An 18,591-nucleotide genomic window follows, 5' to 3' on the forward strand; every position below is an offset into this window, starting at 1 on the left:
GCCATTCAAGGCGGATGGAAAAAATGGGGGCAGCTGCGAGGCCGCCCCCGAGCGGCATCAGGCTGACACCGACTCCTGCGCGACGCCTTGCGGCGCCACGGCATAGTGATCGAACTGCATCGAATACTGCGCCCTGCCTGACGACAATGCGCGCAGCTGCCCGATGTAGCCGAACATCTCCTTCAGCGGTACCCACGCTTGCACCGTGACGACGTTGTCGCGCTGATCCTGAGCGCGCACCGAGCCGCGTCGGCGGTGCAGGTCACCGATGCAGTCGCCCAGATGCTCGACCGGCGTGATGACCTCGACCGCCATCACCGGCTCGAGCACCGCCGGTGCCGCCTTGGCGGCTCCGACCCGGAAGGCCGCCGCAGCTGCCAGCTCGAACGCCATGCCCGACGAGTCCCTCTCATGGAACCTGCCGTCGAGCAGCGTCGCCTGGAAGTCGACGCATGGGTAGCCCGCCAACACACCGGCTTCAGCTGCGCGCCGGAGGCCGGTTTCAACCGCGGGAATGAACTCGCGGGGAATCGCGCCACCGACGATACGGCTTTCGAAGCGGATGCCTGCGCCGCGAGGCAGCGGCTCCAGCCGCAAACTCACCTCGGCGAACTGACCTGGGCCGCCGCTTTGCTTCTTGTGCACATGGTGCACCTCCGTCATCTGTGTGAGGGTTTCACGGAAGGCCACCTGCGGCCTGCCCACGGACACCTCGACACGGTGTTTCGTTCTCAACTTCTCCAGCGAGACTTCGAGTTGCAGCTCACCCATTCCCGAAAGAACCGTCTGGCCCGACTCGGCGTCCTGCCGCACGTGCAGGCTCGGGTCTTCCTTGACCAGCGCCTGCAGCGCGCGGCTCAGGCCCTGCTGGTCGGCCTGCGTCTTCGGCTCGATCGCCACGTCGATCACCGGCTCCGGCACCACGATCTGCTCGAGCACCAACGGATGCTGAGGGTCGCACAGCGTGTGGCCCGTCAGCGTGTCCTTCAGGCCCACCAGCGCGGCGATGTCACCCGCCTGCAGCAGGGCACGCTCCTCGTGGCGATTCGCATGCACTTCGTACAGCCGTGCCACCCGCTCGCGCCGGCCCGTGCTGGCATTCAGCACGGTATCGCCCGGCTGCAGACGGCCGCGGTAGACGCGCACGAACACCATCAAGCCGTGCGCCTCGCTCACCACCTTGAAGGCGAGCGCCGCCAACGGGCCCTGTGGGTCGGACTCGGGCTGCCGCGCGCCGGACACTTCGCCAGGCGCCGGCAGGTAGTCGACCACCGCGTCGAGCAAGGGCTCAACGCCCTTGTTCTTGAACGCGGCGCCGGCGAGCACCGGCACGAAGGCCCCTGCCAACGTGCCCTTGCGAATGCACGCCCGCAACTGCTCGCCCGACACGCCGGCACCTTCGACGTAAGCCCGCAAGGCCTCATCGTCCTGCTCCGCGGCAGCCTCGATCAGGCGCTCCCGACGCTGCTGGACCATGGCGACCAACTCGGTCGGGATGGCTTGCACCACGTAGCCGTCGTCCGGGTCGTCCGAACGCCACACGAGCGCGCGCTCCCCAACCAGGTCGACCACGCCGCGGAAGCCGCCTTCCGTGCCGATCGGCCACTGCAGCACCAGCGCCTTCACGCCCAGACGCTGCTCCAGCATGCGCACCACGCGCTCGAAGTCGGCGCCGGTACGGTCGAGCTTGTTGACGAAGGCGATGCGAGGCACGCCGTACTTGTCGGCCAGCCGCCAGTTGGTCTCGGTCTGCGGCTCCACGCCGGCCACGCCGTCGAACACGACGACGGCGCCGTCGAGCACGCGCAGCGACCGGTTCACCTCGATGTTGAAGTCGATGTGGCCCGGCGTGTCGATCAGGTTGATCTGCACGCCGTTCCAGAACACGGTAGTGGCCGCGCTGTTGATCGTGATGCCGCGCCGCTTCTCCTGGTCGTCGAAGTCCATCGTCGCGGTGCCCGCATGCGTGTCGCCGATGCGATGGTTGCGTCCGGTGTAGTAGAGGATGCGTTCAGTGGTTGTGGTCTTGCCCGCGTCGACGTGCGCAATGACGCCGATGTTCCTGAGGGGTCTGGGGACGGAGTTCATACGGATCTCTTTCCTGGAGCCGCTGTCCTTGCGGCTCGTGCCGGTGGCCATGCCCGGCCCCAGGCGGAAGATCCGCCTTCAGGGCCGGTCGATCACTTGCGAAACGGAACGCGCGACGGCTCGCCGGGGGCCGTCCCGTTCCTGCACCTTGACGCCAAGGCACGTGCGCAAGTCTCCCGCGCCTTGGCGGGCGGGAATCGTCGCGATCAGCTTGTCGTAGGTACGCATGGTGGAACCCGAAAACAAAAAACCCCGGAGGTGCGAACCTGCCGGGGCGGGAATGCCGGAAGGCCCGCGCCTTCCGATGCGATATCGAAAGGCGAGACTAGGAAAGCCGCGTCCAGCGCACACCACACAGCGAGTCCTCACGGACTTGCGCAAGGGCTGGTACGGTCGATGCAAAGGTCTTGCTCATGTGCTTCAACATAAGGGCAGCGCTCTCGCTGTCAAGAGACGGTATTGTCGAACTTTCGTGACGCGCCGGCCGAGCGCACCACGGTGCGCTCATCCGCCGCTGGACCGGTTGCCCCGGTCCACCGTCAACTGCAGCGTGTCTTCGAACACATACGGCGCGATGCCGCGACCCATTGCCCGTTCATAGCGCTCCTCGCTCGACAGCGTGCGCCGGGTCACGCGCACCGTTCGCCACACCGGGTGCTCGCCGTGCAGGCGTGCCCGCTCGATCGCGGCGTCACGATCCATGCCCTGGTAGACGTGGTACTTCGCCAGCGGCCCGAGTTCCAGGCGCTGCTCCACCCGCACCTCGGGCAACGAGACGGCCGGCCGGCACGCCGAACTCTCGCCGAGCACGGCGCAGCGGTACGCGTCCAGATGCCTGTCCGCTGAGCTCTGGGCCAGTACGGGTGCGTGCGCCAGGGCCAGAAGCAGGTACAGGGTGGGCTTGATGGTCATTGCTTGTCCTCGCGGTGTGGCTGCCGCGCCCCGTACACGGGCTGCCACGATGCAGGCCTGAGCGGAGGGCGCTTGCAATCACTGTAGGCCGCCGGGGCCGATGAAAAAACCACCGCAGCGGCAATCGTCCATTCCTCGAATCGAAATGAACGCCGCCTCAACCCCCCGCATGCAGCAAGGCCAGCAGCAGCACGCATCCCAGCGCGAGCAGCGCAGACAGCGACTTCCAGAACACCAGCGGGTTGCGCTCGATCAACGGCAGTCGGCCGCTGCGCGCGAAGTCCGGGTCGGGGCGGTGCAGGCTGGCGACGAACTCGTCGACGTCGCCGTAGCGCTTGTGCGGCTCGGGCTGCAGCGCCTTCTCGATCGCGTCGTCCACCCAGGACGGCAGTCGAGGCTGGGCCTGTCGCGCGGTGCGGTATTTCAGGCGCCTGTGCTCGGCGAGGCTCTTGCACTTCGCCACCTCGGTGCCGTAGGGCAACTGCCCGGTCAGCATCTGGTAGGTGATCACCGCCAGAGAAAACTGGTCCGAGCGCGCCGTACCGGGCTGGCCGAGCAGGCACTCGGGGGCGCTGTAGGTGACCGTGCCGAGCGGGTGGACGTCGCGTTCCGGCGCCATCTCGACAACGCCCGCCACCCTTGCGGCGCCGAAGTCGATGATCTTCACGGTGCCGGTCGCATCGACCATGATGTTCTCGGGCCGCAGGTCCTGGTGCAGCATCTCCAGCCGGTGGAAAGCGCGCATGCCGCGCGCGATCTGCTCGACCAGCGGGCGCACGGCGGCGATGTCGGCGCGTGGGTGATCGAGCATCCATTGCGCCAGCGTGCGGCCTTCGACGTACTCGAACACCACGTAGAGGAAGCTGCGTGCACGCACGCCAGCGCGGGGCTTGAGCACGTGCGGGCTGCTGATGCGCCGGGCCACCCACTCTTCCAGAAGAAAGCGCTCCAGGTAGGCGCGGTCGCCGTGCAGGTCGATCGAAGGCGTCTTGAGGACGACCGCCTCGCCGGAGGACTCGTCCGTCGCCAGGTAGATGTGGCTGCGGCTGCTGCCGTGCAGCTCGCGCACGATGCGGTAACCGTCGAATACCGCGCGCGGCTCCAGCATCGGTGGCAACGGCAGCTCGGTGGCCAGGCGTGCCAGCTCGCTGGCCTGCGGGTCCGGCAGCCGCTCGACGCGCACGATCTGCACCGTCAGGTTGTCCGGGCTGCCCCGCGACAGGCCTTCGTCGACGATCTCGCGCGCGGCGCGGTCGAGCGCGTCGCCATGCCGCTCGATCGCGGCGACGATGGCCGCCGGCGGCACATGCTCGTACACGCCGTCGGTCGCCAGCACGAAGGTGTCGCCCTCGGCCAGCGCCACCGTGTGGTGGTCGATCTCCAGGTGACCGTGCACGCCGAGGGCTCGTGCCAGGTAGCTCTGGCCCGCCCCCACCTGCACGCGGTGGTCCTGCGTCAACTGCTCCAGCGCCTTGCCGTGCAGCTGGTAGATGCGGGTGTCGCCCACATGAAAGAGATGCGCCGTGCGGGACTTGAGCACCATCGCGCTCAAGGTGCAGACCCAGCCGCGGTCCTTGTCGTAGCGGCCGGGCCCACGCTGGTTCTGCGCATGCAGCCAGGAGTTGGCCGCCACCAGCACGCGCTCGACCGAGGTCTTCACCGACCAGGCGTCGGAGGTGCAGTAGTAGTCATCGAGGAAACTGCGCACCGCCGCCTGCGCAGCGAGGTGGCTTACGTCGCTGCTGCTGATGCCGTCGGCCAGTGCGATCGCGATGCCCTTGGTCGCCAGCTGCGGCTGCGCGGGCACGCACAGTCCGTGGAAGTCCTGGTTGCAGGGCTTGCGTCCCTTGTCGGAACACTGGCCGGTGCGGAGGGTCAGCGACATCGCGGCATTGGAGCAGAAGAATGCCCCGGTCCATGACGGTCCGGGGCTCCAGAGACGTCGGCGGCGATCAGGCGGTGACGCGCTTCGGCGCCGTGCGCACGTGAGTCGCGTAGAGCGTGAGGCCGGTGAACGACAGGCCGCCGACGAGGTTGCCCAGCACCGTCGGGATCTCGTTCCAGATCAGGTAGTCCATCAGCGAGAACTTGGCGCCCAGCAGCAGGCCCGACGGGAACAGGAACATGTTCACGATCGAGTGCTCGAAGGTCATATAGAAGAACAGCATGATCGGCATCCACATCGCGATCACCTTGCCGCTGACGGTGGTGGAGATCATCGCACCCACCACGCCGGTCGAGACCATCCAGTTGCACAGCATGCCGCGAAAGAACAGCGTGACCATGCCAGCGGCGCCGTACTCCGCGTAGCCGAGCGTACGGCTCTCGCCGATGATGCCGATGGCATGGCCGACCGCATTGGCCGGTGTCGAGAACCCGAAGGTGGTGACGACGGCCATCATCACGGCCACGGTGAAGGCGCCGGCGAAGTTGCCGCAGAACACCAGGCCCCAGTTGCGCAGCACGCCCTTGACCGTGACGCCGGGACGCTTGTCGAGCAGTGCCAGCGGGGTCAGCACGAACACGCCGGTCAGCAGGTCGAAGCCGAGCAGGTACAGGATGACGAAGCCGACCGGAAACAGCACCGCACCCAGCAGCGGCTGGCCGGTGTTGACGTTGATGGTGATCGCGAACCAGGCGGCCAGCGCGAGGATGGCGCCGGCCATGTAGGCACGGATCAACGTGTCGCGCGTCGACATGTACAACTTGGATTCGCCGGCGTCGACCATCTTGGTGACGAATTCGGAAGGAACGAGGTAGGCCACTTTGCTGTCTCTCTCTAGGAAATGGAATGCGGTTCGGCTGCAGGAGGGCGTGTCAGACCGCCACCAGGACGGTGTCGTTCTCGATGCGCACCGGATACGCGGCGACGGAGTTCTCCGGTACTTCGAGGCATTCGCCGCTCTGCAGGTCGAAGTGATGCTTGTAGATCGGCGAGGCGACAACGATGCGTTCACCCACGTTGCCTACCAGGCCGCGCGACAGCACGCTGGCCTTCGCGTTCGGGTCGAAGTTGTCGATCGCGTAGACCGCGCCGCGCCCCTTGACGTGGAACACGGCCACGTGGCGCTGCCTGATCAACGCGCACACGCCGGTGTCGGGAAGGATGTCGGCGACGGAGCAGACAGGGCTCCACTGGGGGGGGTCGTTGCGGTTCATGGTGTCGCTCCTTCGCGGGCGGGTCTTCAAGCGGGTTGATCGGCAAGGACGGGCGCTGCGGCCACGCGCTCGTCCGGCGCGGCGGGGCGGATCTGCCCGCGCTCTTCCACGAAGATCACGTGGTGGTCGGGCTGGTCGCTGTTGACGAACTGGCGGAAGCGCTTGCGCACCTCGGGCTGGGTGACCGCGGTCTTCCATTCGCAGGCGTAGGTGTCGACCACGTGCTGCATCTCGGCCTCGAGCTCGGCGGCCAGGCCGAGCTTGTCGCCCACGATCACCTCCTTCAGGTAGTCCAGCCCGCCTTCGAGGTTCTCGCGCCACACGCTGGTGCGCTGCAGCCGGTCGGCGGTGCGCACGTAGAACATCAGGAAACGGTCGATGTAGTCGATCAGCTGCTGTTTCGTCAGGTCGGACGCCAGCAGTTCGGCGTGGCGTGGCTTCATGCCGCCGTTGCCGCAGACATACAGGTTCCAGCCCTTGTCGGTGGCAATCACGCCGACGTCCTTGCCCTGGGCTTCAGCGCACTCGCGGGTGCAGCCCGACACGCCGAACTTGATCTTGTGCGGCGCGCGCAGGCCCTTGTAGCGGTTCTCCAGCTCGACCGCGAGGCCGACGCTGTCGCCCACGCCGTAGCGGCACCAGGTCGAGCCGACGCAGGACTTCACGGTGCGCAGCGACTTGCCGTAGGCGTGGCCCGACTCGAAGCCGGCGGCAATCAGCTCCTCCCAGATCGACGGCAGCTGTTCGACGCGGGCGCCGAACAGGTCCACCCGCTGCCCGCCGGTGATCTTGGTGTACAGGCCATACTTCTTGGCCACCTGTGCCACCGCCATCAGCCCGTCCGGCGTCACCTCGCCGCCGGGCATGCGGGGCACCACCGAGTAGGTGCCGTCCTTCTGGATGTTGCCGAGGAAATAGTCGTTCGAGTCCTGCAGGCGCGCGTGGTCCTGGTTCAGGATGAAGTCGTTCCAGCACGACGCGAAAATGCTGGCCGCCACCGGCTTGCAGATGTCGCAGCCCAGGCCCTTGCCGTGGCGGGCGAGCAGGTCGTCGAAGCTGCGGATGCGCTCCACCTTGACCAGGTGGAACAGCTCCTGGCGCGAATAGGCGAAGTGCTCACACAGGTGGTTGTTCACCGCCAGGCCGCGCTTCTTCATCTCGACCTTCATGATCTGCGTCACCAGCGGCACGCACCCGCCGCAGGACGTGCCCGCTTTGGTGCAGCTCTTGAGTTCACCGATCGCGGTCACGCCCGCGCCCACGGCCTCGCAGATCCGGCCCTTGGACACGTTGTTGCACGAGCAGATCTGCGCAGAGGCCGGCAGCGCATCGGGGCCCAGCCCGGGCCTGGCCTTGCCGTCGCTTTGCGGAAGGATCAGGAATTCCGGCGACTCGGGCAGCGCGATGCCATTCAGCATCATCTGCAGCAGCGTCCCGTATTCGGCGGCGTCGCCCACCAGCACAGCGCCTAGCAGTTTCTTGCCGCACTCGGAAACCACGATCTTCTTGTAGACCTGCTTGCGCTCGTCGCTGAACTGGAACGATCGGCTGCCGGCGGTCGCGCCCATCGCATCGCCGACACTCGCCACGTCGACGCCCATCAGCTTGAGCTTGGTGCTCATGTCGGCGCCCTTGAACTGGGCGCCCTCTCCGGCCACGTGCTTCGCCGCCACCCGCGCCATGTCGTAGCCCGGTGCCACCAGGCCGAAGATCTGGCCGTTCCACAGCGCACACTCGCCGATGGCGTAGATGTCGGGGTCGCTGGTCAGGCAGTGGTCGTCGATGGCGATGCCACCGCGCGGGCCGACGGACAAGCCGGCCTGGCGCGCCAGTTCGTCGCGCGGCCGGATGCCGGCCGAGAACACCAGCATGTCGGTTTCGAGGTGCGAGCCGTCGGCGAACACGAGGCGGTGGCGTGCCTGCTCGCCGTCGACGATCTGCAGCGTGTTCTTCTGCGTGTGCACCTGCACGCCCAGCGCTTCGATCTTGCGGCGCAGCATCTGCCCGCCGGCGGCATCGACCTGCAGGGCCATCAGGCGCGGCGAGAACTCGACCACATGGGTCTGCAGCTTCATGTCGCGCAAGGCCTTGGCACATTCCAGGCCCAGCAAGCCGCCGCCGATCACGACGCCGCTCGTCGAGCGGGCGCCGCATTCGAGCATCGCTTCGAGGTCTTCGATGGTGCGGTAGACGAAGCAGTCCGGACGGTCCTTGCCCGGCACCGGCGGCACGAAGGGGTAGGAGCCGGTGGCGATGACGAGCTTGTCGTACGGCAGCGTCTCGCCGGTGCTGGCGGTCACGGTCTTGCGAGCACGGTCGATGGCGGTGGCACGCGCGTCGAGCTTGAGCACGGTGTCGAGCCGGTCGAAGAAGCCGGGCGCCACCAGGGACAGCTCCTCGGCCGACTTGCCCGCGAAATATTCGGACAGATGGACGCGGTCGTAGGCAGGGCGCGGCTCCTCGCACAGCACCGTGACGTGGGCACCCTCGGGCATTGCCTCGTACAGGCTTTCAAGAAACTTGTGGCCCACCATGCCGTGGCCGATGACGACGATCTTCATGGAAATGCGGTGTCCTGAGGTGTGTGCCGGCCGCGGCCATCGTGGGTCGCGCCGTTCAGCGAGGAGCTCTTCGGTCAGTGCGCCCCGATGACCGGGCCTGCGGCCTGGTGTCATGACCAGCGGGATCGGCGTCGCAGCACAGCGGCGTGCTGCGGCTCGCACTACGGCGTGCGGCCTGACGCGGCCCTCGAGGCACGCATCAAAGCGCGCCCGGGTCGGCGCAGACCTTTGCGCAAGGTTCATGCCAGGCAAAGTGGTGCGTTGTAGTGCGTGCCGGGGCAGAAAGCCGACCGTGCGAGCACTTCAATGGAGCGTGCCGCGCCGTCGCGCACCGGGTTGGCGCACACGGGGCGGCGGCTTTTGGGGCAGGCCTTGCAAGCCCCGGGGCAGGCACCGCCCCTCCCCACGGCCGGCGAGAGCGGCCAGGAGTCCGGGACGCAGAAGGGAAGAGCCTGGCTGCGGCTGAGAGTTGAGGTCGGTGTCATGGCCATGGCCGCGAACTACCTTTCCTATCAACCTCAGCAGATGCTGCTGCTGGCCGAGGCGATCCAGGACTGGCTGCCCTTTGGGCCCTGGCGCACCCGGCGCGAGGCTCGACTGCGGCCATCACCGAGACCCGTCAGCGCCTGGATCAACGCCAACGCGACGCCGACCTCGAGCGCGGGCGTGCCCCTGACGAACCGCCGCGCGCGGGCGCTACATGCGCGAGTTCGGCTGGGCGAGTTGCCCGAGCAGGCCCCGGCTGCAGCCTCCCTCGCGGAGGGGGTCGGGGAAGCCGTGCGTGAAGCCGCAGGCGGGAAATCCGGGCGGCAGAAGCCGCCCGGATTCTTAGCGGCGGAACCGTCCGTCCGCGCCGATGATGGACAGATCGGCGAAGTCGAGGCCGGTGTGGTCGGTCGGGCTGTAGCTGACTTCCATGCCGCCGATGTCGAAGTTCCTGAGGCCGTTCAGCGCAGCGGTGATCTTTTCGCGCGTGGGGTTCGGTCCGGCACGCCGCAGCGCCTCCACCAGCACCTTCGCGCCGGCATAGCCTTCCATCATGGCAGGCGAGATGGCGTCGATGTTCTTTGCCTTGGCCAGTTCGGCGGCTTCCTTGACGATGGGCGACGCGATCGAGCGCTCATAGGGGAACACCTGGCTGACGATGGTGCCGTGGGCGTATTCCCCCATCTGCTTGATGAAGCCGCCGGCCGCGTTGTTCGACAGCGTGACGATCTGCGCGCGAGACCCCGCCTCGCGGATCGCCTTGGTGCCTTCGGCCACCGTGGACCCCGAGCCGATGAGCAGTACCGCCTGCGCGTCGGCCTTCGCCACCTGGGGGGCGATGAGCTTGAAGTCCGGCTTGCTGCGGTCGAACTTCTCCAGCAGCACCGGCTGCTTGTTGACGGCCGTGAAACCCGCTGTCGCGCCGGCCACTGCGTCGGCGCCGAACGAATCGTCCACCTGCAGCACCGCGATGCGCTCCATGCCGATCAGGCTGAGGTGCCGTACGGCGCGTTCCGCCTCGCGTTGGTAGGTGGCGCGCACGTTGAAGATGTACGGATGCACCGGGCTGTGCAGGACCTTCGCGCCGGTGGACGGCGCCACGAGCGGAACCTTGAACTCGGCCAGCAGCGGTGCGATCGCCTGCGTGTGCGGCGTGCCGCGCACCAGGAACAGCGCCACCACCTTCCTCTCGGTGATCAGCTTGCGCGCGTTCTCTGCTGCCAGCTTCGGCTCGAACTTGTCGTCGGTGGAGACCAGCTCGATCGGCTGCCCGTTCACGCCACCGCGCGCGTTGACCGAGTCGATATAGAGCAATGCGCCGTCGGTGGTTTCCTTGACACCGGCGGCCACCGGGCCGCTGAACCCTGCCGTCTGACCCACGAGGATCTGTGCCGAGGCCGGGGCCGCCAGCGTGGCGCTCAACGCCAGCACACCAAGAAGCTGCTTCATGTCGGGAGGTCTCCTGCCAAGGGAAGTTGAACGGATGCTTGACGCACGGGCGGTGCCCATGCGCTTGTAATTATGAATTATGAATGCCAGAATGCAACCAACGTCCTCTCGGGCCTTGGCGTCATGCTGCAGTCGACCGACTTGAGTTCCGCGATCCGCCCCTCGTCTCTGCACGAGGAAGTGGCATCGCGCCTGCGTGCGCTGATCTTCGAACGCCAGCTCGCTCCCGGTCAGCGGGTCGACGAACAGGCCCTGGCCGCCGAGTGGGGCATCAGCCGCACCCCGATCCGGGAAGCGCTGAAGGTGCTCGCCGTCGAAGGGCTGGTCACACTGCAACCCCGACGCGGCTGTGTGGTGACCGAGGTGTCGGAAGACGACGCCGAACAGCTGTTTCCCGTGATGGCCTTGCTCGAGGGGCGGTGCGCCTACGAGGCCGCGCAGCGTGCCACCGACGACGAGCTGGCCGAGTTGCGCCGCCTGCACCGGGACCTCGAGCTCTACGCCCGCTCGCACGACACCGAAGGCTATTACCGCGCCAACCACGTCTTCCACACGCGGGTGCAGACCGTCGCCGGCAACCCCTGGTTGAGCCGGGCGACCGACCAGTTGCGCGTCTTCATGCGGCTGCTGCGCGGTCGCCAGCTGAGGCATCCCGGGCGCATCGACGCCTCGATCGCGGAACACCGGGTATTGATCGACGCACTGAGCGCGCGCGATGCGCCACGCGCTCAGCAGCTGATGTACGAACACCTGATGGAACAGCTCGCCGCGCTGAAGGCCTTGCGGGCCAGCGAAGCCCAGGCCGCCGCGGACGACGCGAAGCGCCGCGCCATGTGATCGACAACAACAGGGAGTCGTCGATGTTCAGCTTGCCGTCCTACAGCTTGCGTCTCGATACCACCACGAGGCTGCGGCCCAGACCGCGCCATGGGGTGTCGGAGGCGCGCCGCATGCAGCGCGTGGCAGAGACCTGCCGCCGCCTGCTGTCCGAACGCGGGGAAGCGAACAGCGTGGCGATCGCCGCCGATCTGCTCGACGACCTGCTCGAACTCCAGGCCGATCAGCGCCTGGCCTTCTTCGAGCTGCTCGAGCACCAGTTCGGCCCCGACCCCGGGCAAGTGTTGCAGGCAGCCCAGCGATACGCCGAATCGCCGAACGCGGAGCATTTGATCCAGCTGACCGCCGCCGCCGAACCGCCCCGGCAGGAACTGTTGAGGCGCCTCAATCGTGCGCCCGGAGGAACGGCCGGCATCGTGTCGCTGCGCCGAGCGCTGCTCGGCGTGCTCAAGAGCCGGCCCGACCTGGCGGCCGTCGAGGCCGACTTCCAGCATCTGCTGTCGTCGTGGTTCAACGCCGGCTTCCTGCAGATGGAGCAGGTCGACTGGCGCTCGCCTGCGGCACTGCTGGAACGCATCATCGAGCACGAAGCGGTGCACGCCATCGACGGCTGGACCGACCTGCGACGGCGGCTGCAGCCGGACCGCCGATGCTTCGCGTTCTTCCACCCGCAACTGCCCGGCGAACCGCTGATCTTCGTCGAGGTGGCACTGCTGCCTCACATGCCGGAAGCCATCGGCCCGTTGATCGACCCGGCGTCGGCGTCGCTGGCGCCGCGCAGCTTCAAGGTCGCCACCTTCTACTCGATCAGCAACTGCCAGCCCGGCCTCAAGGGCGTGTCCCTCGGCAACTTCCTCATCAAGCAGGTTGCCGAGCACCTGCAGCGCGAGTTCCCGCAGCTGCGCACCTTCTGCACGCTGTCGCCGATACCCGGCCTGTGCACGTGGCTGCGCGGCTGCGGCGATTGGGACGCTCGCGACGACCTGCGCCCGCGGCTGCGCGAGCGGCTGGGCCGTGCCCACGCGTTGCTTCGGTCCCACTTCGGCGACACCCTGGCCAGCCTGCCCGGCAGCTTCGCCCCGGAAGCCGCACCGCCCGAGCTGCGTGAAGCCCTCGAGCTGCTCGCGGCCCACTACCTCGGGCAGGAGTCGGTCACCGTGCGCGCGGACCCGGTTGCGCGCTTCCACCTCGGCAACGGGGCCCGGCTCGAGCGCATCAACTGGGCCGCGGACGTGAGCCGCAAGGGACTGAAGCAATCGCTCGGACTGATGGTGAACTACCTCTACGACCTCGGCGAAGTCGAGGAGCGCCACGAGCGCTTCGTGCGCGGTGAGGTCGTGAGCGCCCGAAGAATCACACAGAAACTCTGAGCGAAGGTCGCGCTCAAGTGCCTTGACACCTCGACCAACCCCAAGGAGACAAGACCATGATTTCACGTCGTCATGCGCTGTGCGCGATGGCCGTTGCGGTGGCGGCCGCCGTCGGCCCGTGGGCCTCGGCTTCGGCACAGACCTGGCCGGCCAAGCCGATCACCATCGTGGTGCCCTTCCCCGCCGGCGGCGGCACCGACGCGTTTGCGCGGCCGCTGTCCGCCACGATGACGAAACAGCTCGGCATGCAGGTCGTCATCGACAACAAGGGCGGCGCCGGCGGCACGGTGGGCGCCTCGATCGCGGCGCGCGCAGCGCCCGATGGCTATACCTTCTTCATGGGCGCGGTGCATCATGCGATCGCCCCGGCCATGTATCCCAAGCTCGACTACAACATCCTGACCGACTTCGTGCCGGTGGCATTGCTGTCGAAGGTGCCGCAGGTGATCGTCGTCAACCCGCAGAAGGTGGCGGCCAAGGACCTGAAGCAGTTGCTCGCCGAAGTGAAAGCCAACCCGGGCAAGCTGAACTACGGCTCGGCGGGCAACGGCACGTCGCATCATCTGGCCGGCGAGCTGTTCAAGATGCAGACCGGGACCTTCATCACGCACATCCCGTACCGCGGTGCCGGCCCTGCGTTGCAGGACCTGATGGCCGGGCAGGTCGACATGATGTTCGACGGCCTGGGCTCGTCGGCGACGCACATCAAGGGCGGCCGCATCAAGGCGCTCGCCGTCGCCGGCGAGCAGCGCGCGCCGGGCTTCCCTGACATCCCCACGACCATCGAGGCGGGCGTGCCGAGCTACCAGGTCAGCACCTGGTACGGCCTGTGGGCACCCAAGAACACGCCGCCCGAGGCGATCAGCCGCATGACGGCGGAACTGCGCCGGGCCTTCGCCAACCCGGAACTGCGCGATGCGTGGACAGCCCTCGGCTCGGAGATCCCCACGCTCACCGGCAAGGCGTTCGGCAGCTTCGTCGAGTCTGAAGTCAAGCGCTGGGCCGAAGTCGCCAAGTCGTCGGGGGCCAAGATCGACTGACGCCCCGACGGTGCCCGCGAAGCCGGGCACCGCCCCGGACCTCGGCTGGCCCGGCCGCCGATTGCACGGACGCTACACACGATGAACAACGCCAATCTCTTCTGCGCCCTGCGCGCAGCCTTCTTTGCACGTCCCGACGCGGCGGCCATCGAGACCGACAACGGCCTGACCTACAGCTGGCGCGACCTGGACCGGGCCACGGCCATGCTGGCCAATCTGCTCGGCTCGCTGCAGCTCCCGGCGGGCTCCCGCGTGGCCGCGCACACCGACAAGTCGGTCGAGGCCTTGATGCTGTACCTGGCCACCTTGCGCGCCGGTCTGGTGTACCTGCCGCTCAACACGGCCTACCAGCAAGCGGAGTTGGCGTACTTCATCGGTGACGCCCAACCGGGCGTGATCGTCTGCTCCAGCCGCAACCTGCCGTGGGTGCGCGAACTGGCCGCGCAGGCGGGGGTGAGCCATGTGTTCACGCTCGACGACAACCGGTGCGGCACCCTGCTGGACCAGGCCGCACGGATGGACGACGAGCACGAACCGGTGGCCCGCGACGCCGACGACCTGGCCGCCATCCTCTACACGTCGGGCACCACCGGTCGCAGCAAGGGCGCGATGCTCACGCACGGCAACCTGCTCAGCAACGCCCTGACGCTGAAGGACTACTGGGACTGGCAACCGGGCGACGTGCTGATCCACGCGCTGCCGATCTTCCACGTGCACGGACTGTTCGTCGCGTCTCACGGCGCGTTGTTGAACGGCAGCAAGATGCTGTGGCTTTCCAAGTTCGACCCGGGTGCGGTCGTGGAGCGGCTGCCGCGGGCCACCGTCTTCATGGGCGTGCCCACCCTGTACGTGCGCCTGCTCGGCGAACCGGGCCTCACACGCAAGGCATGCGCATCGATGCGGCTGTTCGTCTCGGGCTCGGCCCCGCTGCTGATCGAGACCTTCCGCGACTGGCAGGAGCGCACCGGCCACACGCTGCTCGAACGCTACGGCATGAGCGAGACGGTGATGCTGGCGTCCAACCCCTGCCGCTCCTCGGACGGATCACGCATCGGCGGTACGGTGGGCAAGCCGCTGCCCGGGGTGAAGATCCGCGTGGTGAGCGACGGCGGCGCACCCATGCCCACCGGCGAAGTGGGGCACATCGAAGTGCAGGGACCCAACGTGTTCAAGGGCTACTGGCGCATGCCCGAGAAGACCGCCGAGGAGTTCACCGCCGACGGCTGGTTCAAGACCGGCGACGTGGGCCGCTTCGACGAACACGGCCACCTGACCATCGTCGGTCGCAGCAAGGACCTGATCATCAGCGGCGGCTACAACATCTATCCGGCCGAGGTCGAGAGCTATCTCAACGACACCGAGGGCGTGGCGGAATCGGCGGTGGTCGGCGTGCCGCATGCGGACTTCGGCGAAGGCGTCATCGCCTTCGTGGTGCCGCGGCCCGGTGTCGCGCTCGACGAAGCCGGGCTGCTAGCCCGGCTCAAGCGCCAGATCGCGAACTACAAGGTGCCCAAGCGCATCTTCTTCGCCGACGAGCTGCCGCGCAACGCGATGGGCAAGGTGCAGAAGAACGTGCTGCGGGGCCTGCACGAACGGCTGTTCGTGAAGTGAGCTGAGCGCCGCGCTGTGCGAACGACCTGATCGGTCCGCCATGCCGGCCCTCGCCGGCTTGGTCAGCGTGGCGCCTGCGCGAGTGACGCCAGACGTCACGGTCGAGTCAGCTACTGAGGTCCATCAAGACAGCTCCAGGCCAAAAAGCATCTCGCCGCCACGTTGGTCCCGTGGCGGCGATCAAGCGACCTCTACCTGCTGCCCGCCGTGACCAGCAGCACGATGGTGTCGTGCAGCTCCGTCTTGGCCTGCGCGGCCGTGATCTCGCCCGAAGCAGCCGCATACGACAAGGCTTCGGCCGCGCCGAGCATCGCCCGCACGCGCAGCCGGGTCAAACGGCTGCCACCCGCAAAGGGCGCCAGCACCTTGCGGCACTTTTCGTGGAACGCGTTCGAACACTCGCGCTTCACCTGTTCGAGTTCCGGCGCACCGGCCAAGGCCCCCACGATGCCGGGGATCTCGCGGCCCTGGGCCAGCACACAGTCGACATAGGTGGACGCGATGACCTTCGCCTTGGCGGGAAGCGTCTTCGCGCTCGCTGCGATGGCAGCATCGATGATCGCGACCTGCCGCTGATCGAAGTCCAGGTACAGCGCCGCGATCAGCCCGTTGCGCGTCTTGAAATGGTCGTAGACCACCGGCTTGGCCACCTGAGCGTGTGCTGCGAGCCGCCCGAGCGTCAGTGCATCCATGTCTTCGTCTCGCAGCAGCTCCCAGGCAGCGGCAATGAGCTGTCGATAACGGGCCTCACGCGTGAGGCGCTGGCGGGGCGGTGCTGTGGTCAATTCAGGGTGCACGTCGGGGTTATATACGAATGGTACATTGCGAACCGTCAACCTACCAAACGTATATAACCGCAAAGGAATCCCCATGCACACCCTTGTTGTCGTCGCCCATCCTCATCGCGATTCCGTCACTCACGCCGTGGCGTCCAAGGTCGCCGACGGCCTGCACCTCGAGGGGCACACGTCCGAGATCGCCGACCTGGCAGCGGAGGGTTTCGATCCCCGCTTCACGCTGCACGACGTGGCGGTGCACCGCGAAAAGCGCGCGCCGGCCGACGACGTGCTCGCCGAGCAGGCACGCATCGACCGCGCCGACGCGCTGGTGCTGGTCTACCCGATCTACTGGTGGTCTTTCCCGGCCCTGCTCAAGGGCTGGATCGACCGGGTGTTTTCCAACGGATGGGCCTATGACGAACGGCCCGGCACGCCGCTGGTGAAAAAGCTGCACCACCTGCCGGTGACGCTGGTGGCCATCGGCGGGGCCGACTGGCGCACGTATGCACGGCACGGCTATTTCGGCGCCATGAAAACCCAGATCGACCACGGCATCTTCGACTACTGCGGAGCCCGCGTGCTGCGGTCCGAGTTGCTGCTCGAACCGGCCGACGGCGACTGGAACGCCAACTTCGAGACGGCCAGGGCCCTGGGCCGCAAGGTGGCCGCAGTCCGGGTCGCCCACGCGGAAGCGCTCGCGACCTGACCGGGGCAGCGGGCCTCGCGATGGCCTCAGCCGCGCGACTCGGCGGCCAGCGCCGAGAGCAGCCACTGCTCGAGCCGCCGGATGCCGCGATGCTCGCTGCGCTGTGGCGGGTAGGTCAGGAAGTAGGCGTGCCCGCTGTCGACCTCGATTTCGAACGGCTTGACGAGGCGGCCGTCGGCGAGCAGTTCGGGAAACATCGACGCGTCGGCGACCGCCACGCCCAGGCCGCGCTCGGCGCTCTGGAGGCACATGTCCACGGTCTCGAACATCTGCTCCGGTGCGCCACCGGTCCCGTCCAGGCCCGCCCCTCGCAGCCACGTCAGCCACTCGTGCCGTTGCGCGCTGGCATGGAGCAGCGTGCAACGTGCCAGGTCGCGCGGCTCGCGAAGGCCGGCGGCTACCTGGGGCGAGCACAGCGGCACCAGCTTCTCGCGCATCAGCGGCACCTCGACCACATGAGGCCACCCGCCCTTGCCGTGCGCGACGATCACGTCGGCGTCCGACTTGCTGAAGTCGGGCGCCGCCGTCCAGTGGATCGCCACGCGGATCTCCAGGCCGGGCATGTACGCCTGCAAGGCCGGCAAGCGCGGCAGGAACCACCTCACCGCCATCGTGGGCGGGAACTGAACCGTCAGGCTTTCGGTGAGCCGCCTCACACGGGCGCTCGCCTCGGCGAGTGACGCGAGTGCCTCCTGCACCGGCCCGAGCAGCTCCTGGCCTTCGGGCGTGAGCCCCAGCCCGCGTGGCAGGCGCACGAACAGCGGGCAGCCGTAGTACTCCTCGAGCAACTGCACCTGCCGGCTCACCGCGCCTTGGGTGAGGTTCATGCGTGAGGCAGCGCCCGTGAAGCTGCCGGCCTGGGCGGCAGCCAGAAAAGCTTGAAGCGCGTAAAGAGGGGGGAGCGCGGGCATCGTCAGGACGACGGAACGCGGTTGCGCCACGTCGCGCTTGCTGCGGGGGTAGCCACCATGGAAGCAGTGTACTGAAGCGGGTTGCAGGCATGCGCGGCCCGCATGGCTGGCCCCAGAAACTTTGGCTTGTGGCTGCAGTGGGGCCTTCCTACGATGGCCATACCCCCGACAAACGGCATCCGCCCACCCACCGACAGCCCGCGGCCATGACCATGATCATCAGCTCCAACGCCCTGAACTACCTGGCCGTCGTCCGCCGCTGCCTGGACCTGCTGGCCGGCGACGACGCGCCTGCTGCAGCCGCGATGTTCAGCCCCACCGCCGTCGTGCACTGCCCGCTGGGGGGCGTGCAGACCGCGGCCATCTACTTCGAGGCGCTGGCGTCGGCACCCCGCCGCACCGCCGCCCAGGACGAGCGGCTTTTCGTCAGTGCCAGCGGGTCGCGCTCGGTCTGCGCGTGGCTCGCGCGCGAGTGGCAGCTTTCCGGCGGAACACGCATCTGCTTGCCCTGCATCGACGTCTTCGACTTCGACGAGCACGGCCTGATCGACCAGTTGACCATCTTCCATGACTGTGCGGCATTCCAACAGGCCGGCGACGACGCGTATCGCAACGCGCAAGCGCGGCTCCCCGTCGGTTGAACCCGTCCCCGCCCCCTGCAGCCAGGCCGCAATGCAGGATC

The 18,591-nt window shown here is 67.7% G+C and carries 16 protein-coding genes; 6 read left to right on the forward strand and 10 right to left on the reverse strand.

Translation table 11 applies throughout. The annotated features are described in order from the left end of the window. Window positions 1–57: 57 nt before the first annotated feature. The 8 genes from fusA to M8A51_RS13850 all read right to left on the reverse strand — a co-directional run bounded on the left by fusA (window position 58) and on the right by M8A51_RS13850 (window position 10,655). Window positions 58–2,088, reverse strand: a complete 2,031-nt coding sequence (gene fusA / locus M8A51_RS13815; RefSeq protein ID WP_251779057.1) for an elongation factor G — start codon at window positions 2,086–2,088, stop codon at window positions 58–60. Window positions 2,089–2,166: 78 nt separating this feature from the next. After that, window positions 2,167–2,316 carry a hypothetical protein gene (locus M8A51_RS13820; protein ID WP_251779058.1) on the reverse strand — a complete coding sequence of 50 codons (150 nt, stop codon included), beginning with the start codon at window positions 2,314–2,316 and terminating at the stop codon, window positions 2,167–2,169. A 276-nt stretch (window positions 2,317–2,592) separates the two neighbouring features. Beyond that, window positions 2,593–3,000 (reverse strand): hypothetical protein, encoded by a 408-nt coding sequence (locus M8A51_RS13825; protein WP_251779059.1) that lies wholly within the window; start codon window positions 2,998–3,000, stop codon window positions 2,593–2,595. Window positions 3,001–3,157: 157 nt separating this feature from the next. After that, window positions 3,158–4,885: a bifunctional protein-serine/threonine kinase/phosphatase gene (locus M8A51_RS13830; protein WP_251779060.1), complete on the reverse strand. Its 1,728-nt coding sequence runs from the start codon at window positions 4,883–4,885 to the stop codon at window positions 3,158–3,160. A 67-nt stretch (window positions 4,886–4,952) separates the two neighbouring features. Next, window positions 4,953–5,765 carry a formate/nitrite transporter family protein gene (locus M8A51_RS13835; RefSeq protein WP_251779061.1) on the reverse strand — a complete coding sequence of 271 codons (813 nt, stop codon included), beginning with the start codon at window positions 5,763–5,765 and terminating at the stop codon, window positions 4,953–4,955. 52 nt (window positions 5,766–5,817) lie between these two features. Continuing rightward, on the reverse strand, window positions 5,818–6,159 hold the full coding sequence (nirD, locus tag M8A51_RS13840; RefSeq protein WP_251779062.1) for a nitrite reductase small subunit NirD: 342 nt from the start codon (window positions 6,157–6,159) through the stop codon (window positions 5,818–5,820). 26 nt (window positions 6,160–6,185) lie between these two features. Beyond that, window positions 6,186–8,720: a nitrite reductase large subunit NirB gene (nirB, locus tag M8A51_RS13845; RefSeq protein ID WP_251779063.1), complete on the reverse strand. Its 2,535-nt coding sequence runs from the start codon at window positions 8,718–8,720 to the stop codon at window positions 6,186–6,188. Window positions 8,721–9,548: 828 nt separating this feature from the next. Continuing rightward, complete coding sequence (locus M8A51_RS13850) at window positions 9,549–10,655, reverse strand: ABC transporter substrate-binding protein (protein ID WP_251779064.1); 1,107 nt, start codon at window positions 10,653–10,655, stop codon at window positions 9,549–9,551. 123 nt (window positions 10,656–10,778) lie between these two features. On the opposite strand from M8A51_RS13850, the gene M8A51_RS13855 reads away from it, so the two are divergent. The 4 genes from M8A51_RS13855 to M8A51_RS13870 all read left to right on the forward strand — a co-directional run bounded on the left by M8A51_RS13855 (window position 10,779) and on the right by M8A51_RS13870 (window position 15,513). Continuing rightward, a complete protein-coding gene (locus M8A51_RS13855; RefSeq protein ID WP_251779065.1) occupies window positions 10,779–11,492 on the forward strand; it encodes a GntR family transcriptional regulator in 714 nt (237 codons plus the stop codon). A gap of 113 nt (window positions 11,493–11,605) precedes the next feature. Next, window positions 11,606–12,862: a malonyl-CoA decarboxylase gene (locus tag M8A51_RS13860; RefSeq protein ID WP_251779066.1), complete on the forward strand. Its 1,257-nt coding sequence runs from the start codon at window positions 11,606–11,608 to the stop codon at window positions 12,860–12,862. Between the two features lie 56 nt (window positions 12,863–12,918). After that, window positions 12,919–13,902, forward strand: a complete 984-nt coding sequence (locus M8A51_RS13865) for a Bug family tripartite tricarboxylate transporter substrate binding protein (RefSeq protein ID WP_251779067.1) — start codon at window positions 12,919–12,921, stop codon at window positions 13,900–13,902. 81 nt (window positions 13,903–13,983) lie between these two features. Next, window positions 13,984–15,513, forward strand: a complete 1,530-nt coding sequence (locus M8A51_RS13870) for a malonate--CoA ligase (RefSeq protein ID WP_251779068.1) — start codon at window positions 13,984–13,986, stop codon at window positions 15,511–15,513. 191 nt (window positions 15,514–15,704) lie between these two features. Here the strand turns inward: M8A51_RS13870 and M8A51_RS13875 are convergent, their stop codons facing one another. Further along, window positions 15,705–16,298, reverse strand: a complete 594-nt coding sequence (locus M8A51_RS13875; RefSeq protein WP_251779069.1) for a TetR/AcrR family transcriptional regulator — start codon at window positions 16,296–16,298, stop codon at window positions 15,705–15,707. A gap of 85 nt (window positions 16,299–16,383) precedes the next feature. On the opposite strand from M8A51_RS13875, the gene M8A51_RS13880 reads away from it, so the two are divergent. Further along, entirely contained in the window at window positions 16,384–16,998 is a 615-nt protein-coding gene (locus tag M8A51_RS13880; RefSeq protein ID WP_251779070.1) for an NAD(P)H-dependent oxidoreductase, read from the forward strand. 26 nt (window positions 16,999–17,024) lie between these two features. Here M8A51_RS13880 and M8A51_RS13885 read toward each other — a convergent pair whose 3' ends face one another. Continuing rightward, window positions 17,025–17,909 carry a LysR substrate-binding domain-containing protein gene (locus M8A51_RS13885; RefSeq protein ID WP_259371988.1) on the reverse strand — a complete coding sequence of 295 codons (885 nt, stop codon included), beginning with the start codon at window positions 17,907–17,909 and terminating at the stop codon, window positions 17,025–17,027. A gap of 206 nt (window positions 17,910–18,115) precedes the next feature. Here M8A51_RS13885 and M8A51_RS13890 point away from each other — a divergent pair, with 206 nt between their 5' ends. Further along, window positions 18,116–18,550, forward strand: a complete 435-nt coding sequence (locus M8A51_RS13890; RefSeq protein ID WP_251779072.1) for a nuclear transport factor 2 family protein — start codon at window positions 18,116–18,118, stop codon at window positions 18,548–18,550. The last annotated feature ends 41 nt before the right edge of the window (window positions 18,551–18,591 follow it).

It is taken from the genome of Caldimonas mangrovi (assembly GCF_023721835.1).
Classification (GTDB): Bacteria; Pseudomonadota; Gammaproteobacteria; order Burkholderiales; family Burkholderiaceae_C; genus Caldimonas; species Caldimonas mangrovi.

Bases quoted from the DNA above. Each gene is read 5' to 3' on its own strand.
- M8A51_RS13825 (WP_251779059.1), bottom strand. From the start codon at position 3,000: ATGACCATCAAGCCCACCCTGTACCTGCTTCTGGCCCTGGCGCACGCA.
- nirB (WP_251779063.1), bottom strand. From the start codon at position 8,720: ATGAAGATCGTCGTCATCGGCCACGGCATGGTGGGCCACAAGTTTCTT.
- M8A51_RS13865 (WP_251779067.1), top strand. From the start codon at position 12,919: ATGATTTCACGTCGTCATGCGCTGTGCGCGATGGCCGTTGCGGTGGCG.
- M8A51_RS13855 (WP_251779065.1), top strand. From the start codon at position 10,779: ATGCTGCAGTCGACCGACTTGAGTTCCGCGATCCGCCCCTCGTCTCTG.
- M8A51_RS13870 (WP_251779068.1), top strand. From the start codon at position 13,984: ATGAACAACGCCAATCTCTTCTGCGCCCTGCGCGCAGCCTTCTTTGCA.
- M8A51_RS13885 (WP_259371988.1), bottom strand. From the start codon at position 17,909: ATGCCCGCGCTCCCCCCTCTTTACGCGCTTCAAGCTTTTCTGGCTGCC.
- M8A51_RS13880 (WP_251779070.1), top strand. From the start codon at position 16,384: ATGCACACCCTTGTTGTCGTCGCCCATCCTCATCGCGATTCCGTCACT.
- M8A51_RS13830 (WP_251779060.1), bottom strand. From the start codon at position 4,885: ATGTCGCTGACCCTCCGCACCGGCCAGTGTTCCGACAAGGGACGCAAG.
- nirD (WP_251779062.1), bottom strand. From the start codon at position 6,159: ATGAACCGCAACGACCCCCCCCAGTGGAGCCCTGTCTGCTCCGTCGCC.
- M8A51_RS13820 (WP_251779058.1), bottom strand. From the start codon at position 2,316: ATGCGTACCTACGACAAGCTGATCGCGACGATTCCCGCCCGCCAAGGC.
- M8A51_RS13890 (WP_251779072.1), top strand. From the start codon at position 18,116: ATGACCATGATCATCAGCTCCAACGCCCTGAACTACCTGGCCGTCGTC.
- M8A51_RS13860 (WP_251779066.1), top strand. From the start codon at position 11,606: ATGCAGCGCGTGGCAGAGACCTGCCGCCGCCTGCTGTCCGAACGCGGG.
- M8A51_RS13850 (WP_251779064.1), bottom strand. From the start codon at position 10,655: ATGAAGCAGCTTCTTGGTGTGCTGGCGTTGAGCGCCACGCTGGCGGCC.
- fusA (WP_251779057.1), bottom strand. From the start codon at position 2,088: ATGAACTCCGTCCCCAGACCCCTCAGGAACATCGGCGTCATTGCGCAC.